This window comes from Silvibacterium sp. (genome assembly GCF_047605705.1).
GTDB lineage: Bacteria > Acidobacteriota > Terriglobia > Terriglobales > Acidobacteriaceae > Silvibacterium.
Map to the genome: position 1 here is coordinate 20,915 of NZ_JASGFD010000061.1, position 6,444 is coordinate 27,358.

At 61.4% G+C, this 6,444-nt stretch carries 5 protein-coding genes; 3 read left to right on the forward strand and 2 right to left on the reverse strand.

Features of this window, described 5'->3' with window-relative positions; all coding sequences use genetic code 11:
* Window positions 1-28: 28 nt before the first annotated feature.
* Window positions 29-496 (forward strand): acyl-CoA thioesterase, encoded by a 468-nt coding sequence (locus tag QM649_RS17440; RefSeq protein WP_415200345.1) that lies wholly within the window; start codon window positions 29-31, stop codon window positions 494-496.
* A 39-nt stretch (window positions 497-535) separates the two neighbouring features.
* Window positions 536-1,375 (forward strand): Mrp/NBP35 family ATP-binding protein, encoded by an 840-nt coding sequence (locus QM649_RS17445; RefSeq protein WP_415200346.1) that lies wholly within the window; start codon window positions 536-538, stop codon window positions 1,373-1,375.
* Between the two features lie 134 nt (window positions 1,376-1,509).
* Here the strand turns inward: QM649_RS17445 and QM649_RS17450 are convergent, their stop codons facing one another.
* Window positions 1,510-4,026 (reverse strand): beta-glucosidase H, encoded by a 2,517-nt coding sequence (locus tag QM649_RS17450; RefSeq protein ID WP_415200347.1) that lies wholly within the window; start codon window positions 4,024-4,026, stop codon window positions 1,510-1,512.
* A gap of 91 nt (window positions 4,027-4,117) precedes the next feature.
* Window positions 4,118-5,539: a serine hydrolase domain-containing protein gene (locus QM649_RS17455; RefSeq protein ID WP_415200348.1), complete on the reverse strand. Its 1,422-nt coding sequence runs from the start codon at window positions 5,537-5,539 to the stop codon at window positions 4,118-4,120.
* A 225-nt stretch (window positions 5,540-5,764) separates the two neighbouring features.
* On the opposite strand from QM649_RS17455, the gene QM649_RS17460 reads away from it, so the two are divergent.
* On the forward strand, window positions 5,765-6,444 hold a 680-nt coding region (locus QM649_RS17460), incomplete at its 3' end, for an ATP-binding cassette domain-containing protein (RefSeq protein ID WP_415200349.1).

The window sequence follows — 6,444 nt, forward strand, 5'->3', positions numbered from 1 at the left end:
CCGCAGTGTGAACGAGTCGCGGTCCGAGATGACCGAACTGATTCTGCCGAATGACACCAACACGCTCGGGAACCTGCTGGGCGGCCGCCTGATGCATTTCATCGACCTGGTGGGCGCGATGGCTGCCTATCGCCACGCGCGCACGCACGTGGTCACCGCTTCAATGGATCACATCGATTTCATCGCTCCGGTGCATGTGGGCGACCTGCTGATTCTGAAGTCTTCGGTCAACCGCGCCTTCAAGACATCCATGGAAGTCGGCGTGAAGGTGTGGGTAGAGCATACGGTCACGGGTACAAACCGTCTCGTTGCCTCGGCCTATCTGACCTTTGTCGCGGTGAACAAGAGTGGAAGCGCCGTGCCGGTGCCACAGCTGGCCCCGGAGACGAACGAAGACAAGCGCCGCTATGAAGATGCAGCGCGGCGCCGTGAGCTGCGCAAGGTGGAGCTGGAGCGCAAGAAGCAGTCGCGGGCAGCGGTCACAGCGCAGGCCTAAACAGGGAAGATCGAGCGGAACCACAGAGGAGTAAGCAGTATGGCGCACGGACACGCACATGCACCGGCCCCGCAGCCCACGTCGCTGCCGGGAGTAGCAAACATCATCGCAGTCGGATCGGGTAAAGGAGGCGTGGGCAAGACCACGCTCTCCGTGAATCTCGCCATCGCTCTTGCACAACTCGGCTTTCGTGTCGGCCTCATCGATGCCGATATCTACGGACCCAACGTGCCGCTGATGATGGGCACCAGCCGCCAGCCACGCGTGCTCGAAGGTAATCGCATCGAGCCGAATGTGGCGCATGGTGTGAAGGTGATCTCGGTCGGCTTCATCTCGCCCGGCGACAAGCCTCTGGTGATGCGCGGACCGATGCTGCACCAGATCATTCGCCAGTTTCTGCAGCAGGTGGAGTGGGGCGAGCTGGACTTCCTGCTCATTGACCTGCCGCCGGGCACGGGCGATGTCGTCATCTCGCTGGTGCAGACGGTACCGCTGACGGGTGCTGTCGTCGTCTCGACACCCTCGGACGTGGCGCTGCAGGATGCCCGCAAGGCTCTCGAGATGTTTCACCAGGTAAATGTCGAGATCCTCGGCCTTGTCGAGAATATGAGCCATTTCACCTGCCCGCACTGCCACGAAGAGATCGATATCTTTTCGAAGGGCGGCACGGAGCGCACGGCGCAGCAGCTGGGTCTCAAGTTCTTCGGTTCGGTCGAGCTCCATCCCGGCATCCGCAAGGGCGGCGACAGTGGTCTGCCGATCGCGCTGGCGGGGGGGGATTCGCCACAGGCGCGGCAGTTCTTCGAGATTGCACGCCAGGTGGCGGAACGCGCCCAGATGCAATCGAGGAAGCAGGAAGACATCTTCGAGATCAGCTAGTTTTCGAAACTTGTCATTCCGACCGGCGCAAAGCGCAGTGGAGGAGCCCGCAGTTTCTTCCGCAAGCGAAAGCGAGACAAAAGCAAAACGGCCGGCTCGATATGAGCCGGCCGTTCTGCTGTGCGTGGATCGTCCTATTGCACCTTGAAATCCCGCGTGAGCGGTGTGTTCTCCGACGAGTCGCCGACGAAGACGGTGAACTTGCCGGGATCGACATGCCATCCCTTGGACTTCGTATCCCAGTAGGAGAAGCTGCGCAGATCCAGCATTACGCTGACCTGCTGCGACTCGCCGGGTTCGAGGCGCACCTTGTGGTAGCCCTTCAATTCTTTTACCGGACGTTTCACCTTCGCCGAGGGATCGCCGACGTAGACCTGCGCGACATCCGCACCCGTGCGTGAGCCTGTGTTCTTCACCTCGAAGGTCACGGTCACGGGGCCGCCTGCCGATGTCGTCTCGGGAGAGACCTTCAGGTTCGAGAACGCGAAGGTCGTATACGAAAGCCCGAAGCCGAAGGGGTAGAGCGGTTCCTTGTGAATGGATGTGTAGTAGCGATAGCCGACGAAGACGCCTTCGTCATACTTCACATGGGGTGTTTGTCCTTCGGCTACCGGCGCGGCGTAGTAATGGTCGTGGACGGGATTTTCCTCCCAGCTCTTTTCCATGCTCATGGGCAGATGCCCTTCGGGCGAGCGCTCGCCGAAGAGGATCTCGGCCAGAGCCGTTCCGCCTTCTTCGCCGGGATACCAGTTGAAGAGCAGCGCGGGCACATGGTCGAGCCACGCATGCGTATCCACGCCTCCACCGGAGGTGACGGTGACGATAGTCTTCGGATTCGCTGCCGTCACTGCCTCGATCAACTCATCCTGTCCCCAGGGCAGTGAATAGGTGCGGTCAGAACCTTCGCTCTCGGTCGATCGATCGAAGCCCACGGCGACTACGGCGGCGTCGGCCATCGAAACGATCTTCTTCACCTCGGGTGAGACCAGCGTATCGAGCGAGCGGAAGCCGAGCGCGAAGCGGATGGTCGTGCCTTCGGGATGATAGTCGGCTTCGACCTTGACCGGCTTGCCTGCGGTGAGCTGCAGTTCGGTCCAGCGCGGAGCCTGGCCTTCATGGTGCGTCTGGTCGATCACAGCGTTGCCGTCGAGGAGGACCTTATAGCTGTCGCCATCATTCGCGGAGGCAAGCACGAGGTATGTGCCGCTGGTGGCCGGCACATATTCGGCGGTGTAGCGGACGCTCCTGTGCTCCTTGCTCTCCGGCTCCCACCCTTCGTGTCCGAAGCTGGCGATGCGGTCGGCGTGGCTGACGTCCGGTGTTCCGGAGAAGTCTGTGCCGGTGAAGGTCTCGACCTTTACGCCGCCGTCAGTTTTTGCGAACTCGGTGCCATTGACGATCTCACGCTCATTCGGCAGGCCGCGTACATAGAGGATCTTCGTGCTCTGTCCCAGTTCGTTGGAGAGGCCACCGAGAATGCTGACCGGTGCGAAGGTGTCTGTCTGGGAGCTGCCGCCTCCGCCCTGCACCGCGGGCCACGCATCGGGGCCGATGACCGCGAGCGTCTTCACCGCGGCCTTGTCGAGCGGCAGCAGGTTGCCCTCGTTCTTTACCAGCGTGATGCTTTCACGTGCGCCGTCGAGCGCTACGACGCGCGCGGTCTGCGAGTATGCGGGGATTGAGAGATCGGTCTGGTCGCGCTCAAGGAAGTGGAAGCGGATCGCGGTGCGGAAGATGCGGCGCACCTTGTCATCGATTGTGGCTTCGGAGACCTGCCCGCTCTTCACTGCTGATTCGAGATTTTTCGGGTTCATGAATTTGCCGGATGGCATTTCGAGATCGAGGCCACCATTGGCCGCGCCCACCGCGCTGTAGGTCGCGTCCCAGTCGGACATCAGGATGCCGTCGAAGCCCCAGTCCTTCTTGAGAATGTCGTTGTTGAGGTGATTGTTCTGCGTGGCGTGCTCGCCGTTGAGCAGGTTGTAGGAGTTCATCACCGCGCCTACATGTCCTTCGCGCACGGCTGCTTCAAAGGCAGGCAGATAGATCTCGCGCAGCGTGCGCTCATCCACGTCGGAGCTCGCGTTGTGGCGATCCCACTCTTGGTTGTTTGCGGCGAAGTGCTTTACCGTCGCAATCACGCCCTGGCTCTGCACGCCCTGGATATACGGTACCGCGGTGTGCGCGGAGAGGTAGGGATCTTCACCGAGATATTCGAAGTTGCGGCCGTTCATCGGCGCGCGATAGATGTTCACGCCGGGGCCGAGCAGAAAATTCACGCCGCGTGCGCGCGCATCCTGCCCGAGCGCCGCGCCCTCACGGCGCGCCAACTCCGGATCCCACGAGGCCGCGAGCGCTACGCCGGCAATGTAGGCCGTATCCGGGCCCCAGGTGCGCACGCCTACAGGACCATCGGACATCTTGAGCTTAGGAAAATTCACGGAAGGCTCGGCGCGGATATAGAAACCATCCACGCCGCCGATCAGCTCGAGCTTCTGATGCAGGGAGAGCTTCTTCACCATGGCGTCAGCCTGTTGTTCGATGGCAGGGCTGTCGGGTGAAGGCGCCTGGGCGTGAAGGGCTGGCGTGGCAAGGCAGGAAGTGAGGGCAATCGAAGCGATAAGCTTCAGGGGAAACGATTGTCTTTGCACAGAGCGTTCTCCTCGGGGTGGCGCGGACCAGCCTACCAGTTGCTGCAAACAGCAGGCAAGGCGACTTACTCTGCCGTTGGTGTGCAGACGGTTATGGAGCGAGCGAGACGGCGGGCAGTCCGGTAAGCCGCTGTGCGATATGCAGCCCCAGTTTGTCCGCGATGGAGTTATCGCCGGGGGCATAGTTGTTCAGCACAACGACGCCGAAGTCCTTCTCGGGATTGAAGAGTGCGTAGCTGCTGAAGCCTCCCGTGCCGCCATTGTGCCAGTAGCTGCCTGTCGCATCGACATGAAACCAGTTCATCGCGATATGCACACCGTCGCCTACTTCCGCGCGCACCTCGTGGGTCATGGCGAGCGCCGCAGGCAGCGTTTTGCCGTTGGCGGCAGCGAGCGTGGGCGGCGGCAGCTGATCCGGATGCAGCTGGGCCTGGAGATAAAGGAGCATGTCGGCGGCCGTTGAACGGATTCCTCCTGCTCCCGCGAGCGCATCGAGATCCCACGCATGCGCCGGCTGCTGCGGCGTCGCATAGCCCTGGATGAAGCGTGCCTGCAGCGATGGCGTCAGCGTGATAGCCGTGTCCTTCATGCCCAGTGGTCCGATGACCTCAGCCTTGAGCAGCGCGGGATAGGGCTGGCCGGCACGATTGGCCAGCGCCTGCCCCAGAAGCCCTACTGCAAGGTTGCTGTAGAGGAACGGCGGGTTCGCAGGCTTTGCGACACCCTGTTTGCCAATGTACTCATACAGCAGCTTCGCATCGTAGTCCGCGTAAGGATTGTCAGGATGCGCGGGGTGAAAGTTATCCGGCATGCGCGGCAGCCCGGAGTGCTGGGTGCTGATGTCAATCAGCGTGATCTCGGCGCCTGCCGGCTTTGCGACGGTGCCTGGCGGAAGCAGTTCGCGCACCGGCTCATCGAGCCTCACCTTGTTCTGCTCGACCATCTGCGCGAGGATCAGCGAGGTGAAGGTCTTGGTGATCGATCCGATCTCGTAGACGGAATCATCCTTCGCTGTGCCATAGCTGAAGACAAGCTTCTGCCCATGCTGCACGATGCCAACGGTCACACCGGCATGAGTCGCAGGCGCCAGCAGGCCCTTCGCGAGCGCGTCAGCCAGCTCCTTATCGAGCAGGCTCTTTATCTGGTCGATCGGTACGGGCGGGATTGCAGGCATCGGGGCGGCGGAGGCAGGCGCTTCGATCGCGTGCTGCTGGCGCTCGAGCGTCAACGGCATGGAGCCGGGGCCGACTTGCGTCCAGGTGCCTGTGAGGATCTTACCATCGCTCGATATCGATCCGGACCAGCCGCCGCGTACCGCAGGCACGGCCAACGAAGCAGCGTCGCCGCTCACCTTTACATCGCTGCAGGGAATACCGAAGGCCTTCTGGTCGATGCTGTCGAGTGTGCAGCGCAGGGAGCCGCCGTTTCCCGTGTCGATGCGTAGCTGAAGACGCAGGGAGCTGCCGCCGGCGTGGAGAGTGCCGAGCCATATGCCTGCGATCGGACTGGCCATGGTTGTTTCCTGAGAAGTCTGTTTGGCTTTCTGTGGGGGCTGCTGGCCGAGTGCGGCCGGCGCGAAGGTTGCTGCGGCGAGAAGAAGCGCGAGCGCGGCGCGTGCCATAGTGCAGCCAGCATATATCGAAGATTTATGGTGTCCGAAGAAAATTGCATTGCGAAAACTAAACTGAACCGTTTAGTATTTCGCTTGTTTGGTGAAGACCGCAGGAGGGCTGTATCGATGATCTCTGTTCAAAACCTGGTCAAGCGCTTTGGCGACTTCGAAGCTGTGAAGGACATCAGCTTCGAAGTCGCGCAAGGGGAAATCTTCGCGTTTCTGGGCCCGAACGGCGCAGGCAAGACCACGACCATCAAGATGCTGACCACGCTGCTGCATCCCTCTGGCGGCCGCATCGAGCTCGATGGCCTGAACCCGATGACGCATGCGAAGCAGGCGCGTCAGCGCTTCGGGATCGTCTTCCAGGATCCGAGTCTCGACGGCGAGCAAACGGCATGGGAGAACATGGACCTGCATGGCGTGCTATATCACGTACCGCGCAAGATCCGCGCCCAGCGCGCCGAAGAGCTGCTAAAGCTTTTCGAGCTGTGGGATCGCAAGGATGCCTACGTCAAGACTTTCTCAGGAGGCATGAAGCGGCGGCTCGAGATCGCGCGCGGCTTCCTGCACACGCCGAAGATCCTCTTTCTCGATGAGCCGACGCTTGGCCTCGATCCGCAGAGCCGCAACCAGCTGTGGACACATGTGAAGCGACTGAATGAGACGGAGAAGACGACCGTCTTCCTCACCACGCATTACATGGATGAGGCCGATCGCGTCGCGCACCGTATCGCCATCATGGACCACGGCCAGATTATTGCGCAGGGCACATCCGCCCAGCTCAAAGAGCAGACGAAGACCGA